We start from the raw sequence: 255 nt of genomic DNA, 5'->3' as shown, positions 1-255 counted from the left end.
GGGTGTTCGGGGTGAACCCCAAGCAGGCCGCCCGGCATCGCGAGGTGATGGGCAACTCCGGGGCCAAGAGCGACAAAGCCGACGCGCACGCGCTGGCCGACATGGTCCGCACCCGCCGCCACCAGCTCCGCGAGATCGCCGCCGACTCCGACCAGGCCGAGGCGGTCAAGGTCGTCGCCCGCGCGCATCAGACGATGATCTGGGAACGGACCCGGCACATGCTGCGGCTCCGTTCGGCGCTGCGGGACTACTTCC

The 255-nt window shown here is 71.0% G+C and carries 1 protein-coding gene; it reads left to right on the top strand.

Features of this window, described 5'->3' with window-relative positions:
* Window positions 1-255 (top strand): IS110 family transposase (locus QSK26_RS41590; protein WP_285780877.1); only part of this gene is annotated, 255 nt, incomplete at both ends.

The organism is Microtetraspora sp. NBRC 13810 (assembly GCF_030268685.1).
Taxonomy (GTDB): Bacteria; Actinomycetota; Actinomycetes; order Streptosporangiales; family Streptosporangiaceae; genus BSRQ01.
The sequence above is the reverse complement of the archived record's forward strand: the minus strand, read 5'-3'. Positions and strand labels throughout refer to the sequence as shown.